At 60.7% G+C, this 19,493-nt stretch carries 22 protein-coding genes; 9 read left to right on the top strand and 13 right to left on the bottom strand.

The window, feature by feature from the left end:
- Positions 1-464: 464 nt before the first annotated feature.
- The 4 genes from J2046_RS13965 to J2046_RS13950 form a co-directional block, all read right to left on the bottom strand.
- The gene (locus J2046_RS13965; RefSeq protein WP_210052667.1) at positions 465-1,394 is read right to left on the bottom strand and encodes a HEPN domain-containing protein; all 930 of its coding nucleotides are present in this window, start codon (positions 1,392-1,394) and stop codon (positions 465-467) included.
- A gap of 282 nt (positions 1,395-1,676) precedes the next feature.
- Positions 1,677-2,462 carry a class I SAM-dependent methyltransferase gene (locus J2046_RS13960; protein ID WP_210052665.1) on the bottom strand — a complete coding sequence of 262 codons (786 nt, stop codon included), beginning with the start codon at positions 2,460-2,462 and terminating at the stop codon, positions 1,677-1,679.
- Between the two features lie 126 nt (positions 2,463-2,588).
- Positions 2,589-2,792 carry a hypothetical protein gene (locus tag J2046_RS13955; protein ID WP_210052663.1) on the bottom strand — a complete coding sequence of 68 codons (204 nt, stop codon included), beginning with the start codon at positions 2,790-2,792 and terminating at the stop codon, positions 2,589-2,591.
- A 15-nt stretch (positions 2,793-2,807) separates the two neighbouring features.
- Positions 2,808-3,758: a homocysteine S-methyltransferase family protein gene (locus J2046_RS13950; RefSeq protein WP_210052661.1), complete on the bottom strand. Its 951-nt coding sequence runs from the start codon at positions 3,756-3,758 to the stop codon at positions 2,808-2,810.
- Positions 3,759-4,041: 283 nt separating this feature from the next.
- Here J2046_RS13950 and J2046_RS13945 point away from each other — a divergent pair, with 283 nt between their 5' ends.
- A complete protein-coding gene (locus J2046_RS13945; RefSeq protein WP_233469777.1) occupies positions 4,042-4,617 on the top strand; it encodes a TetR/AcrR family transcriptional regulator in 576 nt (191 codons plus the stop codon).
- 9 nt (positions 4,618-4,626) lie between these two features.
- Here the strand turns inward: J2046_RS13945 and ftsZ are convergent, their stop codons facing one another.
- The gene (gene ftsZ / locus J2046_RS13940) at positions 4,627-5,652 is read right to left on the bottom strand and encodes a cell division protein FtsZ (protein ID WP_037151188.1); all 1,026 of its coding nucleotides are present in this window, start codon (positions 5,650-5,652) and stop codon (positions 4,627-4,629) included.
- 219 nt (positions 5,653-5,871) lie between these two features.
- Between ftsZ and J2046_RS13935 the strand changes: the two genes are divergently transcribed.
- Both J2046_RS13935 and J2046_RS13930 read left to right on the top strand, forming a co-directional pair.
- Positions 5,872-6,093 (top strand): hypothetical protein, encoded by a 222-nt coding sequence (locus J2046_RS13935; RefSeq protein WP_210052656.1) that lies wholly within the window; start codon positions 5,872-5,874, stop codon positions 6,091-6,093.
- 81 nt (positions 6,094-6,174) lie between these two features.
- Positions 6,175-7,179: a ketopantoate reductase family protein gene (locus tag J2046_RS13930; RefSeq protein WP_210052655.1), complete on the top strand. Its 1,005-nt coding sequence runs from the start codon at positions 6,175-6,177 to the stop codon at positions 7,177-7,179.
- Between the two features lie 96 nt (positions 7,180-7,275).
- On the opposite strand, the gene J2046_RS13925 is transcribed toward J2046_RS13930, so the two are convergent.
- Entirely contained in the window at positions 7,276-8,217 is a 942-nt protein-coding gene (locus J2046_RS13925; RefSeq protein ID WP_233469752.1) for an alpha/beta fold hydrolase, read from the bottom strand.
- Between the two features lie 334 nt (positions 8,218-8,551).
- Between J2046_RS13925 and J2046_RS13920 the strand changes: the two genes are divergently transcribed.
- Positions 8,552-8,866: a DUF1883 domain-containing protein gene (locus J2046_RS13920; RefSeq protein WP_037151261.1), complete on the top strand. Its 315-nt coding sequence runs from the start codon at positions 8,552-8,554 to the stop codon at positions 8,864-8,866.
- A gap of 30 nt (positions 8,867-8,896) precedes the next feature.
- Here the strand turns inward: J2046_RS13920 and J2046_RS13915 are convergent, their stop codons facing one another.
- Together J2046_RS13915 and J2046_RS13910 are read right to left on the bottom strand one after the other, a co-directional pair.
- Entirely contained in the window at positions 8,897-10,213 is a 1,317-nt protein-coding gene (locus tag J2046_RS13915) for a replication-associated recombination protein A (protein ID WP_210052653.1), read from the bottom strand.
- Positions 10,210-11,613, bottom strand: a complete 1,404-nt coding sequence (locus J2046_RS13910; protein WP_210052651.1) for a DegQ family serine endoprotease — start codon at positions 11,611-11,613, stop codon at positions 10,210-10,212. The genes J2046_RS13915 and J2046_RS13910 overlap by 4 nt, the downstream gene beginning before the upstream one ends.
- A 134-nt stretch (positions 11,614-11,747) precedes the next feature.
- Between J2046_RS13910 and J2046_RS13905 the strand changes: the two genes are divergently transcribed.
- Together J2046_RS13905 and J2046_RS13900 are read left to right on the top strand one after the other, a co-directional pair.
- A complete protein-coding gene (locus J2046_RS13905; RefSeq protein WP_210052649.1) occupies positions 11,748-12,128 on the top strand; it encodes a YkvA family protein in 381 nt (126 codons plus the stop codon).
- Between the two features lie 39 nt (positions 12,129-12,167).
- Complete coding sequence (locus J2046_RS13900) at positions 12,168-12,530, top strand: lysozyme inhibitor LprI family protein (protein ID WP_233469751.1); 363 nt, start codon at positions 12,168-12,170, stop codon at positions 12,528-12,530.
- A 73-nt stretch (positions 12,531-12,603) separates the two neighbouring features.
- Here J2046_RS13900 and J2046_RS33840 read toward each other — a convergent pair whose 3' ends face one another.
- On the bottom strand, positions 12,604-12,837 hold the full coding sequence (locus J2046_RS33840; RefSeq protein WP_233469750.1) for a DUF3024 domain-containing protein: 234 nt from the start codon (positions 12,835-12,837) through the stop codon (positions 12,604-12,606).
- 147 nt (positions 12,838-12,984) lie between these two features.
- Between J2046_RS33840 and J2046_RS13890 the strand changes: the two genes are divergently transcribed.
- Positions 12,985-13,428 (top strand): SWIM zinc finger family protein, encoded by a 444-nt coding sequence (locus J2046_RS13890; protein ID WP_210052647.1) that lies wholly within the window; start codon positions 12,985-12,987, stop codon positions 13,426-13,428.
- 12 nt (positions 13,429-13,440) lie between these two features.
- Here the strand turns inward: J2046_RS13890 and ilvD are convergent, their stop codons facing one another.
- Positions 13,441-15,276, bottom strand: coding sequence for a dihydroxy-acid dehydratase (ilvD, locus tag J2046_RS13885; protein WP_210052646.1), 1,836 nt, complete (start codon positions 15,274-15,276; stop codon positions 13,441-13,443).
- 145 nt (positions 15,277-15,421) lie between these two features.
- Positions 15,422-15,814 (bottom strand): DUF4112 domain-containing protein, encoded by a 393-nt coding sequence (locus J2046_RS13880; protein WP_037151164.1) that lies wholly within the window; start codon positions 15,812-15,814, stop codon positions 15,422-15,424.
- A 236-nt stretch (positions 15,815-16,050) separates the two neighbouring features.
- On the opposite strand from J2046_RS13880, the gene msrP reads away from it, so the two are divergent.
- Together msrP and msrQ are read left to right on the top strand one after the other, a co-directional pair.
- Complete coding sequence (msrP, locus tag J2046_RS13875; RefSeq protein WP_210052644.1) at positions 16,051-16,992, top strand: protein-methionine-sulfoxide reductase catalytic subunit MsrP; 942 nt, start codon at positions 16,051-16,053, stop codon at positions 16,990-16,992.
- Between the two features lie 2 nt (positions 16,993-16,994).
- Entirely contained in the window at positions 16,995-17,636 is a 642-nt protein-coding gene (gene msrQ, locus J2046_RS13870) for a protein-methionine-sulfoxide reductase heme-binding subunit MsrQ (RefSeq protein WP_210052642.1), read from the top strand.
- Between the two features lie 257 nt (positions 17,637-17,893).
- On the opposite strand, the gene rplQ is transcribed toward msrQ, so the two are convergent.
- Positions 17,894-18,319 (bottom strand): 50S ribosomal protein L17, encoded by a 426-nt coding sequence (gene rplQ, locus J2046_RS13865; RefSeq protein ID WP_210052641.1) that lies wholly within the window; start codon positions 18,317-18,319, stop codon positions 17,894-17,896.
- A 45-nt stretch (positions 18,320-18,364) separates the two neighbouring features.
- Positions 18,365-19,375 (bottom strand): DNA-directed RNA polymerase subunit alpha, encoded by a 1,011-nt coding sequence (locus J2046_RS13860; RefSeq protein ID WP_210052639.1) that lies wholly within the window; start codon positions 19,373-19,375, stop codon positions 18,365-18,367.
- Positions 19,376-19,493: the final 118 nt, after the last annotated feature.

Genomic DNA, 19,493 nt, shown 5'->3' with positions numbered 1-19,493 from the left:
GCGCGGCCGTCCCGCCCGTCCTCAGACTTCCCGTACAGCGACGCCGCATCAACGGCGGCTCCCTCTCATTTTCATGAATCTATAAACACTTCCTTAACCGAAGCCTCAGCTGGAGCAAGCAAGCGATGCCACCGGAGTAACGATTACGCGAGCGCGCCTCACGCCCCTTTCTGGCGGGCAGGGGAAGGCACTGCCAGCGGCTATCGGAAGCATCAGTCGCGGCAGCTTGAATTTCGCCTGCGCTGGCAGGCTCCGCCGATAAGCTGGCGTGGATGCTCGGATTACAGAGTTGTGGTGAGATCAACGAAGGATCAAAGAGGGGGCCGGTCGGTATCGGCTCGTATCAAGGAATGCGACATCTCATGCCGCTTGGCGGACGCTTTACGAAACGTCACATGCTCGCTTTGCAACGTGTCAATCTTGCCGTAGCAATCTCGCCTCAGCGTGCACTTTCTCGGCGCACGCTACGGCATTTTTACGAGGCGCTCTTCGCAGCTTATCCGGACGAGCGCCTGCAGAACCTTTATGCGCTCGATCAGCCATTCCAGCTCTTCCTCCGTGATCTCGTAATGCGGCGAATATCGCGCATCGACGTAGGCGCGATCGAGCCGCTCGAAACAGCGGCGGGCGAATTTGGTGTCTCGTGGCCATGCCTCGATCAGGCGCGCGTCGATCCGTTCAGCCGAAGAGCGTAGGAATTTCAGGCGATGCGACTTTGGCGAGTAGAGGGTCAGGACAAGCAGGACGCAGTGATAGAAAGCTTCGGCGGCTTGATGCAAATTGAAAGCTGCCATTGCCTGCCATTGACGCAGAGTATGTTCTTGCCCGGTTACAAAAAACTGGGTGGCCTGCATAAACCACTTTTCAAAGTACTTTTGTGCTTCTTCCTTCGCCTCTTCCTCTCTGAGCGGCTTCGGTGCCACGAACGGATGCCCTTCCTTTTCATAGAGCAGAATGCCGTCGCGGATGAGGTCGATAAAGAAAGGCCTGCCGCGTGCCAGCTGGTCGTTCACGTCCTGTAGTGTGTGAACGATGATGTTGACCGGCGTCTCGATCGTCTTGGTGATCGTCAATTCGCGCAGGAAATGATCCGACACATCGTGCCACAGATCATTGTCCTCTCCGACGCTTTTGATATTGACGACAACGAGGATATCGAAATCGGACCTGTAACCGCTCTTGCGATCTTCCACCCAGTCGCCGCGGCTATAGGAACCGAAGAGAATGACCTTCAAGATCCGCCCGGCTCTCTTCTTTTCGGAAAGCTTCGACTGCTGTGCCGCCTCGAATTCCTCGAAGATGATTTTCAAGGCGCGCGAAAGCTCCCGCTGCTTGCGGTCCGGAAGATGGCCGAGGCCGTCATTGTCGTCCGTCACCAAAATACCTGTGTCCATGGTCTGCGTCGCACCTTCACTCGTAGCTGCAACTTACGCGCTCGGATCCGATTGGCATTCAACATTCACCTCGGACTATCCCCGCCGTCAAGGTCAGAAGAACGGTAGGCAGCCGATCAACGCGGGCTTTGACCGTCGCGAGAGCCATGTCGCCCGCAAAATGTCCCACATTCACCGGAGCCGAAATTCCGATGAGACCAATCGAGAAAAAAAGATGGAAAACAATGGCCGAAGACAAAATAGTAGGCCCGAGGAGTCTCTAAAGGAAGGCTCATCTTCGTCCTACGGCCTGACTGCACGGATATGCAGAAAGATCGGCGCCACGCGGGTGTCGGCCACCACCGGTTCGGCCGCGGCCACCTCCTCTGAGGCCATCGGCTCGCCAAAGGCTTCGATGACAAGCCCCGCGCCGACGATCATCGACACCCAGGTCGACAGCGTGCGGTGGAAGCGGGGGATCGAAAATGGCGTCAGCCTCGCCCGTTCCTCGGCCGGGATGTCCGAAAACAGCCATCGCTCTATGCGTCCCTCGGTCTCGTCGAAATAATCGGCCACCTGGACGGCCACCGCCTCGCCCCGTTCGTCGCGGATGTTCCTGCGTGTCGGCGGCACGAAACAGGGGTGCAGGATCGAGAATTGCAGGAATCCGCCGGGTTTCAGCACCCGCGTCACCTCCTTCAGCACGCCCTGCTGGTCGGCCATGTCCATCATCGACATGAAGGCGGTGACGAAATCGAAGCTTGCATCCGGAAAACCGATCGTCTGGCCGTCGCCGAGCACATAATCGATGCCGAGCGGATCCTGCTCCTCGGTCTCGCGACCGTAACGCAGAAAGGTCGGCGCAATATCGAGGCCAGTCATCTTTGCGCCGAGCCTTGCGACGGCGCGGGTGTTCGTCCCCTCCCCGCAGCCAAGGTCGAGCCCCTTCAAGCCTGCGACCGGCGGCAGCATTTCCAGAAAAGCCGGCGTATTCAGCGCATCCCGGTACTTGTCGTGCCCTGCCCGCGAATAGATCGTCCAGGTCTCGGCATTGCCTTCCCAGTGGGCGGCGACAGTTTTCGCGTCCATGCTCGTGCTCCTCGCGCTGATGAAATGGGCGGCGAGCTATATCCTCGGTCAATGACAATGAAAAGACGAAAATACCTTCCGAAGGCAAAACCTCCGGAAGGTGCTGGTCGAAACGGCTCGGCGGGCCTAAAAACCCGGAAAGCGCTTGCGGTGGAACCTGGAGACTTCCTCGCGGAAGCCGATATCGCGAAGAAGATGCTCGTCAAACAGGAAGCGGTTGCGAAGCTTTGCCCGGGCGCGTTCGCTGTCGGTGTCATCCCTCATAGAGGGCGACTTCGACCAGTAGCCGGCCACACCGATGATTGCCCCCATCAAACCTCTCTTCGACATCGGCGGCCCTCCCCTTCAGGCCGCCGCGGCCGGAAGGCAGGCGTCGCAGATCGCCTGGAGATGCCGGTGATCCGTGCCGCAGCAGCCTCCGAGCACCCGCATTCCCGGATGATTCTTCCGAAGCGTCCGGTAGCGGGCGCCAAGGTCGAGCGGATCGCCGATGTCGAGCTCCGGCGCCTCATCGAGCTCCTGATGGCTTTTCACCGACGCGTTGGCGCGGATGCCGGCGATCCGCTTCACCCAGGCATCCCCGCGGGAAAGCGCGTCCTCGAAATGGCTCGGATGGGCGCAGTTGACCATGTAATAGGTCGCATATCCGTCGGTTGCCGCGTCCGTCTCCTCGATCGCTGCCTGCAGCGTCTTACCGTTGACGAGCCTGCCGTCCGTTTCGACGGTGAAGGAGACGACGCAGGGCATGCCGGCGCGTTTCGCGGCGCGGGTGATGCCGACCGCCTCGCCGATATTGTTCATCGTGATCGCCGAGATCATGTCCGCCTGGCTCGCGGCAAAGGCTTCCGCCTGGAAGGCGTGATAGTCCTTGGCGGCCAGCGGGTCCATGTTGCCGTCCCTGTAGCCATCGCCGCGCGGACCGATGACACCGTTCAGGACGACCGGCGCGCCGGGCTTTTCCCAGGCCCTGCGCAGTTTCGCGATGAAGTCGACCGAGCGTATGTTGATCTCTCGGAGCGTCTCGATATCGTAACCGAGCTGCGGTCCCCAGTCGGCATTCGCCCGCCAGGTGGGCGTATCGAGGATGAAGCCGAGGCCTCGCTCGCGGGCGATCGCAAGATAAGTCTCATAGTATTCCGTCAGTTCCTCACGGCCCTTCCTGTCGTCCAGAAGTGGAAAGGCGGCGAATGCCGGAAGATCGATGCCGCGATGAAAGACAAGCGTCGTTTCAAGACCGCCATCGGTAAGGAAATCGCCGCTTTTCAGCTGCGGCAGATTATGGCGATATTTGGCCATTGTCCGTCTCCTGTGGTAAAAGAAGATCATGGGCGGCCGAATATTGCTCCTGGCCTCCCGGGGAATGGCCGATTTTTCGCAGAAGAACGGGCATCTGCTCTAGTGAGCGCGTGGTACAGCCGCGCGATATTCTAAAAATGCCAAGCGATATCGGGAGGTTAGCATGTCTCCGAGAGAAGAGATGCTTGAGGAACCCGTTTCAGGACGGGGAGAAACTGTACCGCTGGTCAAGTTTTCCGAACCGCGGGACACGCGCAAGGGAGCCGCGACCCGCGACCGCATCATGGAGATCGCCCAGGCCGCGGTGCTTGCCAAAGGTTTTGCCGCGACTTCGATCGAGGAAGTGATTGCCGAAGCCGGTATCACCAAGAGCGGTTTCTTCTACCATTTCCGGGACAAGAACGAGCTGGCGCGCGAAATGCTGCGCCGCTACGTGGCCGAAAACGATCGGATTTTCGACGCGATTTTCGGCCGCGCGCGGGAACTCAACGACGACCCGCTGCAGGCCTTCCTGCTGGGGCTGAAATTCCTGAGCGAACTGGCGCGTGACCTGCCGGGCGGGCATCCGGGCTGCCTCATCGCCTCGATCTGCTATCAGGAACGGCTCTTCGATCGCGACATCCATGAAACGAACGCCAATTCGGTCAAGGCCTGGAACGCCCGTTTCCTAGGCTATATCGAAGAGATCGTCGCCGTCTATCCACCACGCGATCCGGTCAACCTTGAAGACGTGGCGAACATGCTCTCCTGCATCTTTGACGGCTCGATCATCATGTCAAAGGCGCTTAAGGATCCGGCGCAACTGGAGCGGCAGATTCTGGCCTACCGCTCCTACATCAAGCTGCTGTTTTCGAATTAGCCGGGCCGCCTATTGCAGCGTGCGGTAGGCTGCCTGCGTGCCGGCCGGAACCTCCGGGGCGGCTGCGATCTCGCCGCCGTCGAGGCCGGTCGCCACGACCGAGACGCGGAACTTGCCGTCGAGATTGCGGTCGAAGATCGCGCCGACGACGATATCGGCATCGTCCATGACCTCGTCGCGGATGCGGCTTGCCGCTTCGTCCACCTCAAACAGCGTCATGTCGGAGCCGCCGGAGATCGAGATCAGCACGCCTCTGGCGCCCTTCATGGAGATTTCATCGAGCAGCGGATTGGCGATCGCCGCCTCTGCGGCGGTCAGCGCCCGCTGGTCGCCGGAAGCTTCGCCGGTACCCATCATCGCCCGTCCCATGCCCTTCATCACCGATTTCACGTCGGCGAAATCGAGGTTGATCAGACCTTCCTTGACGATCAGGTCGGTAATGCAGCCGACACCGGAAAACAGAACCCGGTCAGCGGTCATGAAGGCGTCGGCGAACGTGGTTTTTGCGTCGGCGATGCGGAAAAGGTTCTGGTTCGGAATGACGATCACCGTATCCGCCGCCCGGCGCAGTTCCTCGATGCCGGTTTCGGCCGTCTTCATGCGGCGGTTGCCCTCGAAGGTGAAGGGTTTCGTCACCACACCGACGGTCAGGATGCCCGCATTGCGGGCAGCCTGCGCGATGATTGGCGCGGCACCCGTTCCCGTGCCGCCGCCCATGCCGGCGGTCACGAAGCACATGTGCGAGCCGGACAGATGGTCCATGATCTCGTCGATCGATTCCTCCGCCGCCGCGCGGCCGATCTCCGGCAGCGACCCGGCGCCGAGGCCCTCCGTCACATGCGCTCCGAGCTGAATGCGGCGCGAGGCCTTCGATGTCGCAAGCACCTGCGCATCCGTGTTGGCGGCGATGAAATCGACGCCTTCCAGGTTTTCGGCGATCATGTTGTTGATGGCGTTGCCGCCGCCGCCGCCGACGCCGATCACGGTGATCTTCGGCCGCATTTCGGTAATCTGGTGTCTATTGCCGTCCGTCATCGCAATCTCCTTGGCATCGGCTGTGCCGGCGGGGTCGCCCCATCGGCCCCCGAATCAGTTTGTATTTTAGCTGCGCAAGAAGGCAGAGGCTTGGCGAAAGAACAAGCTCCGCGTGGGTGTGGGCCGGCAGGCGAAATTTTCCACAAGTCGCGAGGAACTTTTTTCAGGCGTCACAATTGTAAAGATTCGATCAAAAAAGAGAGAGGAGAACTGCGTCCCATGCCCATGTCTGCCGCATCCACGTCCGTCGCATCGCCGGATGACCACATCCTCACGGCGCAGGAGGCACTCGAGCCGCTTTTCCTGGCGCTTGAAGAAGAAGCTGAAGTCAAGATGGTCGCCGCTGCGCTGCGGGCCGGATGGTCCGTCGAGGCCGCGGTCGCCGCTATCGACGAGCTGCGCCGCGCGGAGCTCCTGCCAGGCAACCGTGCCCGCCATTGATTCATCACAAAAACTCGTTCGCCTCACGGTGCCGGATGGCCTAAGTCTACCGCATTGCACAAGGCGCAGACGAGGAACATCATGACGATCAGAAATATTTGCATCTACGGCGCGGGCGCGCTCGGTGGAGCGTTTGCTGCGAGGATCGCAAGCCGGCTCGGCGAAGAGGTGAACGTGTCCGTCGTGGCACGCGGCGCGCATCTGGCGGCCATCCGTGAAAAGGGTTTGACCGTTGCGAAGGGCGGCAGCGACACCCCGCCGCTTCATGTACGGGTCACCGCCACCAGCGATCCTTCGGAACTGCCGAAGCAGGACCTCGTCATTACCGGTCTCAAGGGCCATCAGCTTGCCGAAGCGGCGGAAGGCCTTGCCGGACTCACCAAGGACGGCACGCGCGTGATCATGATCCTCAACGGCATTCCGTGGTGGTATTTTCACCGGGACGAGGAAAGCGGTCATGCGGAACGCCAGCTTCCCGAGCTCGATCCGGACGGCAAGCTCTGGCGGCTCGTCGGGCCGGAGCGGGTGCTCGGCTGTGTCGCCTATCAGGGTGCAGAAGTGATCGCGCCCGGCACCGTCCGGCTCAACGGCGACGGCCGCTTCTTCCTCGGAGAGCCGTCCGGCGATCTTTCCAGAGACCTCGTGACGATTGCCGATCTCCTCGGCCGCGCAGGCCTCACCATCATCCCGACCCAGCGCATCCGCGATGCGATCTGGACGAAGCTGATGGGCAATGCCGCCTACAACCCGATCAGCGCGCTCACCCGCGGCCTTATGAACTCCATCATGCAAAATCCGCCGCTGGTCGAACAGATAGGCAAGGTCATGTCGGAAACCAAGGCAGTCGGCGAAGCGCTCGGCGCGGTCTTCAGCACCGGCGTTCAGGAGGAATTGGGGCGGTCCGGAGGGTTCGGCCCAGTCCGGACTTCAATGCTTCAGGACCTCATTGCCGGCAAGCCGCTGGAAATCGTGCCCCTCACCGGCATGGTGGTCGCGCTCGGCAAGCTCGCAGGCGTCCCAACTCCGACCTGCGAGACCGTGCTGGCGCTCACCGTCCAGCTCGATCGCGAAAACCTCAAAAAATGAATCAACTTCCTCTAATTTTGGATAAAAAAATCGACATAAGCATTTGGAGAATAACCAATGCCGATCTCCAACCGGCATTGGTTTCGATGAGGATCGTCACTGCTTCATCTGTTCCGCCCAGTTCGGCGCATTGCTCTTGCCATCCAGGAAGGGCAGCACGGCCGGAACCATAACCGGAGATGCGAAAGCCTCGTAGTGGGTGAGATCGGGCAGGATCGTCAGCCGGTTCTTCGACATGTTCTCGCGCATCCAGCCGGCGTCCTTCAACCCGCCGCCAAGTTTCTGGTAGAACTCGACGATATGTTCGGGACGGATCATGTCGCTGTCGCCATAGACCAGCATGACCGGCATGGTCAGCTTGGCAACCGCTTCCGAAAAGTCGTAGTCGCGACGCATCAGGTCCCCCATGGCGTCGAGCAGCCGCGGGAACTCCGAAACGTCCGGTGCCACGGCCTTGTAGGAGATGAACATCGGCGTGTCCTTCATCATCTCGGCCATGGCGGCGCTGACAGATTCCTGCTGCGGGATCATTTCCGGAAAGAAACCGTTCTTGGCGAAGGGAGCAGAAGCGCTGACGAGCCGCCGTACCTTTTCCGGCGCCTGCGCCGCCATTTGCAGAGCGACACCACCGCCCATGGAATAGCCCAGCACATCGACCTGATCGTAGCCGAGTTCGGAGACAATCTTGCCCATGTCGGCGCCGATCGCTTCCAGCGTGATCGGCCGCTTGCCCAGAGGCGTGCGGCCATGACCCTGAAGGTCGACGCCGATCACTTGTCGGTGTTCAGTGAGCGCCGGCATGATCGGCGCAAACATGTCGATCGAGCCAAGACCGCCATGCAGCAACAGGAGCGGCTCTCCCTCGCCACGGATCTCGTAATAGTAGCTGATGCCGCCTGCCTCGATATGCCCTTTCTTCGATGGCTCAACGGCAATGGCCTGGGGCGCGGCAGGCTTGGATTCCTGCGCTGCGGCAATAGCGGGAATGATCGATGCCGCAGCGACAGCGATAAGGGCCGCAAACATTCTGATTGGCATGGCTTCCTCCTCAAAGGATCGGTTCGTGATGCCCCAAGGACGGTGAACCGGGAGTAAGGCCGACAAAGCCATCCCAAAATTCTTTGCACGAAAGAAAAATCCCGCCGCAAGGAGGCGGCGGGATATCAAGTCAGGAGGTCAAATATTATTATTGTGCGGCGGCTGCAGGGGACGAAAGCCGCCTGATTGAACTCCGGCACGGCACCTCTTTCGAGCCAGTGCAGAATTCGAACTTCACAGGAACTAACACTCAGGTAACCGCAAGGTTCCACGATTCATTAACGACGTACCGTTAGCATTGATGAACTTCGATGCAGGCATGAATGAGGCAGGGATGGCCGCCCCGAATTTCCGCTTTACACACTACGACCTGAAACCGCAGCGCGCGGGCACGACGATCGAGGTGACGCTGAGTGCGGTCAACAACGTACGCCTGATGACGGCCACCAATTTCCAGCGCTTCACCGAACGGCTCGATTTCAAATATGTCGGCGGCGTCGCCAAGCGATCGCCGATCCGGCTGGTCATTCCGGAAAACGGCCATTGGCATCTGATCGTTGATATGGAAGGCCATAACGGGCTTGCGGAATCCTCCGTCAAGCTTATTGCCGCCCCCGCCAATGCGCTGAGCCAGAAGCAGGCATCGTGAGCGTTCCGAGCCGCGGCCGTGTGCGCACCCCTATTCCGCGTTCCGCTCCTTTCGCAGCTTGGCCCACCAGTCGAGCCGCTTCCTGATCTCACGCTCGAAACCGCGTTCCGGCGGATCATAGAAGGTCTGCCGTCCCATCTTTTCGGGGAAGTAATCTTGACCGGAGAAGGCGTCCGGCTCGTCATGGTCGTAGCGATAGCCTTCGCCGTAGCCCTCGCCCTTCATCAACTTGGTCGGTGCGTTGAGAATGCGCTTCGGCGGCAGAAGCGAGCCGTTTTCCTTGGCGGCCCGTGTCGCTGCCTTGAAGGCGGTGTAAACCGCATTCGATTTCGGCGCGGTCGCCAGATAAACGCAGGCCTCAGCGAATGCCAGCTCGCCCTCGGGTGATCCGAGATAATCGTAAGCATCCTTGGCGGCGTTGGCGATGACGAGCGCCTGTGGATCGGCAAGCCCGATATCCTCCACCGCCATGCGCACCAGCCGGCGGCCGAGATAGAGAGGATCCTCCCCGGCATCGAACATGCGCGCAAGGTAATATAGCGCCGCATCCGGATCGGAACCGCGCACCGACTTGTGCAGCGCGGAGATGAGATTGTAATGGCCGTCCTGCGCCTTGTCGTACACAGGCGCGCGGCGCTGGACGATCTCCGTGAGACCTGCCGTATCGAAGATTTCCCCTTCCCTCGCCGCACGCCAGACCTCTTCGGCAAGCGTCAGCACCGCGCGGCCGTCGCCATCCGCCATGCGGATCAAGCTCGCGCGGGCATCGCCATCAAGCGGCAGCGGCTTGCCCTCAGCAAGCTCGGCGCGCTTCAACAACTCTTCCAGGCTCTCCTCGTCATGCGAGCGGAAGGTCAGCACCCGGGCGCGGGACAGAAGTGCGGCATTGAGCTCAAAGCTGGGATTTTCGGTCGTCGCACCGACGAGGATGACCGTCCCGTCCTCCATGACCGGCAGAAAGCTGTCCTGCTGGGCGCGGTTGAAGCGGTGGATCTCATCGACGAAAAGCAGCGTCTGGCGGCCGTCCATGCGGCGCATGCGAGCCGCCTCGAAGACCTTCTTCAGGTCCGCAACGCCGGAAAAGATCGCCGAGATCTGTTCGAAGGCAAGCCCGGCCTCGCCGGACAGGAGCCGGGCCACCGTCGTCTTGCCGGTGCCGGGCGGTCCCCAGAAGATCATCGATCCAAGCGAACCGGAAGCGATCATGCGCCGCAGAACGCCGTCTTCGCCGGTCAGATGCGGCTGGCCGGTGACGTCGGCGAGCGTCTTCGGGCGCAGCCGATCGGCGAGCGGCCGCCGGTTGGCGACCTCTTCCGGAACCTTTGGCGCGAAGAGATCACTGCTCATCGAAAAAATTGCCTTATACGCTGTCCGTCGCGTTCAATCTCGACCCGCCAGAAACCCGGATCATCATCCAGCATGGTTTCCAGTGCCTTCGTCGTCGTGACGGTCGTGCCGTTCAGGGAGATGACAATATCCCTCGGGGCAAAGCCGTAGCGGGCGGCCGGAGAGCCGCGCATCACATCCGTCACCACCACGCCCGCCTTCTCCGCCGGGATATGCAGTTCCGTTGCAAGCCTCGGTGAAAGATTGGCAACCCTCAGGCCGGCAAACGGGTTGCGACCTTCGAGCAGCCGCTCATCCCTGGGGGTCGTCTCCGGCGCAGTGTTGAGCGCAAGGTTGACCTGCCGTTCGCCGTCGCTCGTCTGGACCGTCAGGGCGGCCTGCTTGCCGAGACCCGCAGTCGTCAGGCGATAACCGAGCGCATCCGGGTGCTCGACCTGGACGCCGTTGACCGCCGTCACCACCTCCCCCGGCTTCAGCCCTGCCCTATCGGCAGGCCCGCCTTCGACCACCCGGACGACCAGCGCGCCACGAGCAGCCTTGAGGCCCAGAGCCTCGGCGACATCAGACGTCACCGCATCAAAAGTCGCCCCGACATAAGGCCGTTCGAATGTCGTCCTGCCTTCGGCAGCGGCAGCCAGGAATACCTTTACGAGGTTCGCCGGAATGGCAAAACCGACGCCGTTCGAACCGCCGCCGCGCGAGAAGATCGCGGTATTGATGCCGATCAGCTCACCATTCATATTCATCAGCGCACCGCCGGAATTGCCGGGGTTAATCGATGCGTCGGTCTGGATGAAGAAACCGAAATCCCCGGTGGTTACCTGATTGCGCGCCAGCGCCGAGACGATGCCGCTCGTAACGGTCTGGCCGACGCCGAACGGGTTGCCGATCGCCAGAACGAGGTCGCCCACCTCGACAGCGTCGGAATCGCCGATCGGCAGAACCGGGAAATCCTCCTTGGCCTTGATGCGCAGCACCGCAAGGTCAACGCTCGCGTCCTTCAGCACCACATCGCAGGGAAATTCCCGGCCGTCCGCAAGCGCGATCTTGATGTCGTCAGCACCCTCGATGACATGGTTGTTGGTGACCACCAATCCGTTCTGTGAGAGGATGACGCCCGATCCCAGCGAAGACTGTTTCTCGGTGCGGTTCGGCATGCGCTGGCCGAAGAACTGCTCGAAGAAAGGATCGCCCGCAAAGGGATTGAGCCGCTGCACGACGCGTTCCGCATAGACGTTCACCACAGCGCCGGTCGTCTGCTTGACCAGCGGCGCGAAGGAGAGTTGCATCTCCTGCCGGCTCTGCGGCACAGCCTTGCTCTCCTGCGCGAAAGCTGCAGCAGGCGCCAGCAGGGTAAGGGCGAGAAGACCTGTCGACACGCGTTTCAGCACGCTCAGCATATGATTCCTCTTTGCTAAATCCGGAACGATTTGTAGCGCGGGACGCTAGAAAGGAAAGGTGGCGGAACCACGGAAACTACGGCGAAAACCATCAGGATCACCGTGCTATATAGGTGCGAAACGGAGAGTAAACCATGGGATTTTTGGCAAAGGCGAAAGGTTGGGCGAAAAGCCTAAAGCGCGACATCGTGGCGCTGTGGCTCGCTGCCCGCGACGAGCGCGTTCCGCTCCGTGCCAAGCTCGTCGCGGGCGCGGTGGCAGCTTATGCGCTTTCGCCGATCGACCTCATCCCCGACTTCGTCCCAGTGCTCGGCTATCTCGACGACCTGCTGATCGTGCCACTCGGCATCCTGCTGGCAATCCGTTTGGTTCCCGAAGAACTGATGGCGGAGTTCCGTATGGAGGCGGCCCGCCGGGTGGAGCGTCCCGTCAGCCGTGGCGGTCTCGCCTTCATCCTTGCCATCTGGATCTTCTGCCTCATCTTGCTCCTTTGGAGCCTCCAAAGGCTGATCTGACCTGCCGGCTCCGCGCATCGAAATCGAGGATAAGCTGGCATGAAACATATCGTCACAACAGTCGCATTGAGCGGATTTCTGTTCGCAACGGCACTCCCGACGCTCCCCCGGAATGCTTCCGCCGCGAGTTTCGATTGCGATCGTCCGGACCTAGCCGCGGACGAAAAGGTCATCTGCGATACGCGCGCGCTCAACGATGACGACGTGAAAATGGTGACCACTTTCGAGCTGCTCTCGGGCCTTCTTGCGATGGGATCGAGGGGCGCGATGCAGGACGAACAGGTGGAGTGGCTGAAAAGGCGCCATGCCTGCGGTGGGGATGCGGATTGCATTCGCGCTGCATATCAGGAGCGGTTAAAGCAGTTCGATGAGGTTTATAATAACCTCAACCGGCCGCTTTGAACAAAACCGTCACGGTGGGTGAAGCAGGCCGTCCTCTTCAAGAGCGCGTAGTGCCTCCGACAGGGGCAATCCCTCATGGCGCTTCCACCACTTGACCCGTATGCCTGTACCAATGCAGGTCAAAGCGAACTGGCCCCATACGATCGAGCCTCGCGAAAGGCGCGTCGAACTCTTCACCCTTGTTGTGCTGCATGCCCGAGCGATAGCGCTGCACGAACCGGTAGCGGCCGCCCGACCAGCGGCCGGTAATGTCGACGACATAGTTCCATTGCGTCGGCCTGATCTCCGGTAGGAAACGCGGCTTCAAAAAGTGTCGATGAAGTCTTCACATGCCGCGTCGATCCGCCGCTTTTCGGCGGCTTCGGGCTTTACGGGTCGGTCGGGACTTCGCACCCATATGCCTTTTCTACTCGCCATGATATCTCCCAACCAACAGTGCTCGCGAGTCCAGCGCATGAAACTGCAGCAACATCATATAAGCACTCTCTTCGATCAGCGGTATATCGATCGTGGCAAGGCCTATTTCGAGGAGGGGCTGGTCGAGATCGTCTCGTTCCAGGCAGACAAGGTCACCTCGCGCTGCGCCGGCACGAGACTGTACAGGGTCGAGCTCGTCATGAAGGACAGCCAGTTGACCGGCCAATGTACCTGCCCCGCCTTTTCCGACTTCGGCCCCTGCAAGCATATGGCTGCGACCGCATTCGCGGCGACGGTCCATACCCGGGATGCCTATCGCCCGAGCGCCGTTTATATCGCGCGCCGGGACAAGTTCGAGGCCCTGATGCGACAGCTTCGACGCATGACCAAGGCCGAACTCATCGACATCATTGTCCAACATCTCGGTGATTACGAGGAACTGATGAATTCCATTCTCGCTTCCGAAGAGGAACGGGAGTAATCGCCGCCGCGTCTATTCCGGCAAAATCCTCACCGCGCCCTTGTCGGCACTGGCGGCGAAGGCTGCGTAGGCCTTCAGGGCTGTCGTAACGTTGCGCTTGCGGGGCTTTTCCGGATTCCAGCCGAGCTTGTCCTGCTCGGCGCGACGCTCAGCCAGTTCGGTATCAGAGACCTTCAGGTTGATCGTGCGGTTCGGGATGTCGATCTCGATCGTATCGCCCTGGCGCACCAGGCCGATTGCGCCGCCCTGGGCCGCTTCCGGCGAGGCATGGCCGATCGACAGGCCCGACGTGCCGCCGGAAAAGCGGCCATCGGTGATGAGCGCGCAGGCCTTGCCGAGGCCCTTCGATTTCAGATAGCTGGTCGGATAGAGCATTTCCTGCATGCCCGGCCCGCCTTTCGGACCCTCGTAGCGGATGACCACCACATCGCCGGCCTTGACCTCATTGTTGAGGATGCCCTTCACGGCGGCGTCCTGGCTTTCGAATACGACGGCGGGTCCGGCGAACTTCAGGATGGATTCGTCAACGCCAGCGGTCTTCACGATGCAGCCGTCGAGCGCGATATTGCCGTAGAGCACGGCGAGACCGCCATCCTTGGAGAACGGGTGGTCGACCGAGCGAATGATGCCCTTCTCGCCGTCGGTGTCGAGTTCGTCCCAACGCGACGACTGGCTGAAGGCGACCTGGGTCGGCACGCCGCCGGGTGCCGCCTTGAAGAATTCGCGCACGGTCTCGGAATTGGTCCGGGTGATGTCCCAGCGGTCAATGGCATCGCCAAGCGTCGCCTCGTGCACCGTGTAGCAATCGCGGTTGATCAGGCCGCCGCGATCGAGCTCGCCGAGAATGCGCATGATGCCGCCGGCGCGGTGGACGTCCTCCATGTGCACGTCGCTCTTGGCCGGCGCGACCTTGGAGAGGCACGGGACCCTGCGCGATAGGCGGTCGATATCGTCCATGGTGAAATCGACGCCGCCCTCATAGGCCGCCGCCAGGATGTGCAGCACCGTATTGGTGGAGCCGCCCATGGCAATATCGAGCGCCATGGCGTTCTCGAAAGCCTGCTTGGTGGCGATCGAACGCGGCAAGACGCTTTCGTCCTCCTGCTCGTAATAGCGGCGGGCGAGATCGACGATCAGGTGGCCGGCCTCGACGAACAGCCGCTTGCGGTCGGCATGGGTGGCGAGCGTCGAGCCGTTGCCGGGCAGCGACAGGCCGAGTGCCTCAGTCAGACAGTTCATCGAATTGGCGGTAAACATGCCCGAGCACGAGCCGCAGGTCGGACAGGCGGAGCGCTCGATAACCTTGACGTCCTCGTCGGAAACCTGATCGTCGGCGGCCGCGACCATGGCGTCGACCAGGTCGAGCGCGACCTTCTTTCCGTGCAGGACGACCTTGCCGGCCTCCATCGGGCCGCCGGAGACGAAGACGACCGGAATGTTGAGTCGCATGGCCGCATTCAGCATGCCGGGAGTGATCTTGTCGCAATTGGAGATGCAGACCATGGCATCGGCGCAATGGGCATTGACCATATACTCGACGCTATCGGCAATGATCTCGCGCGAAGGCAGCGAATAGAGCATGCCATCATGGCCCATGGCGATGCCGTCATCGACCGCGATCGTGTTAAACTCCTTGGCGACGCCGCCCGCCGCTTCGATCTCGCGAGCGACGAGCTGGCCAAGGTCCTTCAGATGCACGTGGCCGGGCACGAACTGGGTAAACGAATTGACGACGGCGATGATCGGCTTTCCGAAATCACCGTCCTTCATGCCGGTGGCACGCCACAGTCCGCGTGCGCCGGCCATGTTGCGGCCATGGGTCGTGGTTCTGGAGCGGTAAGCAGGCATGGTGTTGTCCTCGATGTCTTTCGGGTATGCGACAGTCTACCGCTTTCTCGGAGTCCGCGCAAAAAGCCCTTGTTTTGCGGCCTTCCTAGCGCAAACGGCAGGAGGTGTCACTATCACGACAGGCCAAAGCGGTACGGTTGAGCTGCTATCGCTCGCGCAACTCGTCCGGATGAACACCAAAATGATCAAGGATGATTTGCAGGTTCCGCCGGTGGGATTTGAAGAACAGGTCGAAGACGTCGCCAGCCAACGGGACGCTGCCGAGAACGGAGTCGACGGCGATATTGCCAAGCATCGGCACCAGCTTTGCCGACGGCAGACCGAGCCGGCGGGCTTCGTTGACGATGTAAAGGCCAACCAGAGCGCCGCCCGCATCGCCTATGACCGGAATCAGGCCGAAAACCGAATCTGCGCCGAACCGGATGCCGGTGCCCGGAATTCGCACCGCCGTATCCATCAGCCGCGCGATCGCCGCAAGACGGCGCAGGCGCCGCAACGCCTCAACCTTCTCGATCGGATCTGCAAAACGTTTATCCATCCATTCATTCCATATTCCTGCCGCATCCCCTCGCCTGCGGCAGGGTTAAGCATTCCAGCCACGAAGAAATGTGTAGATGGAAGTAGAGTTCCCCCTGCCGATTTATTCCATCAAGAGGACACACGATTTTTCACGCAAACGTGGCTTGCGGTAATCTTTGCGCCGCTGTGAAACCTTTTCGATCGGCATTACGTATAAAGAAGAGAGGCACATCTTGCCTCAGAGGAGATTTCGCCATGGCCGCCTATCGTCCCCTGCATATTCCCACGTCCGAAATCACACCGCGGGAGATCTATATGTCGCGCCGCAGCTTCCTGGGGACGGCGGCCGCAGGACTGATGCTCGCCGGCTCCGGCAGCGCACTGGCCGCGCCGCTCACAGCATCGCCCAGTGCCTTCAAGGTGGACGAGCCTCTGACGCCGAAGGAGGCGGTGACCACCTACAACAATTTCTACGAATTCGGCGTCAACAAGGAAGATCCGTCGCAAAATGCCGGAGCCTTCAAGCCGACACCGTGGTCAGTCAAGGTCGAGGGCATGGTCGGCAAGCCGAAAGAGTTCGGCCTTGACGAACTCATGAAGATGCAGCTCGAAGAGCGCACCTACCGGCTGCGTTGCGTCGAAGGCTGGTCCATGGTGATACCGTGGATCGGCTTTCCGCTCTCGGCCCTTTTGGATCAGGTCGAGCCGCTCGGCAGCGCCAAATACGTGGCCTTCGAAACGGTCGTTCGCCCGGAGGAAATGCCGGGGCAAAGCGGCTTTTTCCAGCCGCTTCCCTGGCCCTATATCGAGGGGCTTCGCCTCGACGAGGCGCGGCATCCGCTGACCATCCTTGCCGTCGGTCTCTACGGGGAAACGCTGCCGAACCAGAACGGCGCACCGATCCGTCTCGTCGTTCCGTGGAAGTACGGCTTCAAGAGCATCAAGTCGATCGTGAAGATCTCGCTCGTGGAGAAACAGCCCGAAACCACGTGGAAGAATGCCAATGCCCGCGAATACGGCTTCTATTCCAACGTCAATCCCGCGGTAGATCACCCGCGCTGGAGCCAGGCGACGGAACAGCGGATCGGCGAAGGCGGCTTCTTCGGCGCAGCCCGGCGACCCACATTGCCCTTCAACGGCTACGCGGACGAAGTGGCCAGCCTCTATTCCGGCATGGACCTGAAGGCGAATTATTGACCATGGTCGGTATTCCCACCCTTCCCCGCCGCTACCATTCAGCCAGCATCTGGGCGCTTTACGGGATCGGCCTCTGCCCGGCACTCTGGTATTTCTATCTGGCCGCGACCGGCGGGCTCGGGTTCAACCCGGTGAAGGAATTCGAGCACCTTCTCGGCATCTGGGCGCTTCGCTTCATCATCGCGACGCTTGCCATTACCCCGCTGCGCGATCTGCTGGGCATCAACTGGGTCCGCTATCGCCGAGCGCTCGGGCTTCTCGCCTTCTATTACGTGCTGATGCACTTTACGGTCTATGCGCTGCTCGACCTCAGGCTCGATCTCGGCGCGGTCGGAGGCGACATCGCCAAGCGACCCTATATCACAATCGGCTTTGCCTGCCTGCTGCTGCTCATCCCCCTCGCGGTCACGTCCAACAACTGGTCGATCCGCAAGCTGCAGCAGGGATGGAACAGGCTCCACAAGCTCATCTACCTGATCGCCGCCGGCGGCGCATTCCACTATGTCCTTGCGGTCAAATCGGTCACCTTCGTACCGTTCATCCATGTGGCACTGATCGCGCTGCTGATTGCCTATCGTCCGCTACGCCGGCCGATCCTCAACTGGAAACGCGGCAAACCTAAAATGGCGCAAGCAACGCGCTAAAACCGGGCAAGATAAGGAAAGACCGGGCACGAGGCCCGGTCTTCGTTGGACCGCGGGAAATCGGTCCTTCTGCGCCCTTGGGGAGGAAGCGCAGGTAGCTTGAGCGGCCGAAGCCGCACAGGAAACGACGTCAGCAGACCGCATTCCCTGAAAATCGTCGTTGATCCAAATCAAACAGTCCGGACCTCGCCGGGAGGCAAACGCAAAAAAGCCGGGTGCTTCCACCCGGCTTTCCGATCCGACGATGCGGATGATCTTCAAGCGGCTTCGGCAGCTTCCGCTTCGGCGGCGATGCGAGCCTTGTCGGCTGCGCCCTTCGCGTCGACATCACGCTCGACGAACTCGATGACGGCCATGGCGGCGTTGTCACCCTGGCGGAAGCCAGCCTTCATGATACGCAGGTAGCCGCCATTGCGGTTGGCGTAACGCGAAGCGATCGAGTCGAACAGCTTGCGGACGGCATCCTGGTCCTGAATCTGCGAGATCGCCTGGCGACGAGCATGCAGGTCACCGCGCTTGCCGAGGGTGACGAGCTTCTCGACGATCGGACGGATTTCCTTCGCCTTCGGGAGCGTGGTTACAATCTGCTCATGGGTGATGAGCGAAGCAGCCATATTGGCAAACATTGCCTTGCGATGGCTTGCGGTGCGGTTGAGCTTGCGGCCGGCTTTTCCGTGGCGCATGTCTGGTCTCCTTCACTTGCAGGCATTCGCCTGCAGTCTGATTAGTTAGTATTGGTCTTCGTAGCGCTTGGCGAGGTCTTCGATATTTTCCGGCGGCCAGGCGGGAACTTCCATACCCAGATGGAGGCCCATGGATGCCAGAACTTCCTTGATCTCGTTCAGCGACTTGCGACCGAAATTCGGAGTGCGCAGCATTTCCGCCTCGGTCTTCTGGATAAGGTCGCCGATATAGACGATGTTGTCGTTCTTCAGGCAGTTGGCCGAACGGACAGAAAGTTCCAGTTCGTCCACCTTCTTGAGGAGCGCCGGGTTGAACGCCAGTTCGGTGACGGATTCCTCTTCGGTTTCCTTCTGCGGCTCGTCGAAGTTGACGAAAACGCCGAGCTGATCCTGAAGGATACGCGCTGCGAATGCGACCGCATCCTCGCCAGAAACGGAACCGTCGGTCTCGATCGTCATCGTCAGCTTGTCGTAGTCGAGAACCTGTCCTTCACGGGTGTTCTCCACCTTGTAGGACACTTTCTTGACCGGCGAATACAGGCTGTCGACCGGAATCAGGCCGATCGGCGCGTCTTCTGCACGGTTACGCTCGGCAGGCACATAGCCCTTGCCGTTGTTGACCGTGAATTCCATGCGGATCTCCGCACCCTCATCGAGCGTGCAAATCACGTGGTCGGGGTTCAGGATCTCGATGTCGCCAACCGTCTGGATGTCGCCAGCGGTGACCGAACCCGGACCCTGCTTGCGCACGACCATGCGCTTGGCATCGTCGCCATCCATCTTGATGGCGATTTCCTTGATGTTGAGCACGATATCCGTCACATCTTCCCGAACGCCGGGAATGGAGGAGAACTCGTGCAGCACGCCGTCGATCTGCACGGCGGTGACGGCTGCACCCCGCAGAGACGACAGAAGTACGCGGCGAAGCGCGTTGCCGAGCGTCAGGCCAAAGCCGCGCTCAAGCGGTTCGGCAACCAGGGTTGCCTTGGTACGGCCGGAAGAGGTGAATTCCACCTTGTTCGGCTTGATCAGTTCCTGCCAGTTCTTCTGGATCATGTTCAAATACCTTCCGTTCGTTACCACCATCCAATCGTGGCAACCGAGCATGAGGAGCGCCGAGCGGATCATCCATTCCCATCCGGAACTGATGGCCATCGGCGATACGGGTAAAGCC

The sequence above is a fragment of the Neorhizobium petrolearium genome (genome assembly GCF_017873175.1).
Lineage (GTDB): Bacteria > Pseudomonadota > Alphaproteobacteria > Rhizobiales > Rhizobiaceae > Neorhizobium > Neorhizobium petrolearium.
The sequence above is the reverse complement of the archived record's forward strand: the minus strand, read 5'-3'. Positions and strand labels throughout refer to the sequence as shown.